The organism is Halorubrum sp. Atlit-26R (genome assembly GCF_003666015.1).
In the GTDB taxonomy this organism is placed as follows: domain Archaea; phylum Halobacteriota; class Halobacteria; order Halobacteriales; family Haloferacaceae; genus Halorubrum.
Window position 1 is genome coordinate 1 of the sequence record NZ_QPLT01000302.1, and the last position, 584, is coordinate 584.

Sequence of the window (584 nt, forward strand, 5' to 3'; positions counted from 1 at the left end):
TGTTGGGGGTACCACTCCTCGGGATCTGGGTCCGTGATTCCTTCCGCAGCAAGTGCTTGGAGCGCCCGCTCCTGATAGACTTCAGAGAAGCGCCCCATTGCCTTTTCGACGATCGTCAGGACCGTTTGACCGTTCACCTCTACGCCTTGGTCAAACGCTTCATAGGTGGCCATTGTGTACGCCACCAGTCGAATCAGGAAAGTAACTTCGATATGTGAGCGACCCTCGCTCCAACTACGGGCGCTTTCAGCTTGTTTCGAGACGGCTATAGACACGTCCCCAGAGCGCTGCATCGATTCCATACCAGTAAAAGTAGATCATCGGCCAGATGATGATCCATCCAACGATCGTTAACAGAGAGGCTCCTAGTAACAGTGTGGCAACGATCACGCCGATTCCGTTGATAACGAACACGTAGAGCAGAAACACGTAGAGATACGTGGTTGTCGTGAGCTGTTCGATGAGGATCGACGGGCTGTAGGCTGTTTTCCAGTCACCGGTGACTGCATAATTCATATAGATGCTGGGGTACACGTAAAATCCCGCGACGGCAACGGGGAACGCAAGCGCTTCATAAATTTCTG

Annotated in this window: 1 protein-coding gene; it reads right to left on the bottom strand. The window is 52.6% G+C overall.

What is annotated here, in order from left to right:
* Window positions 1-246: 246 nt before the first annotated feature.
* A partial coding sequence (locus DVK07_RS23005) for a hypothetical protein (RefSeq protein ID WP_199719697.1) occupies window positions 247-584 on the bottom strand: 338 nt, incomplete at its 5' end.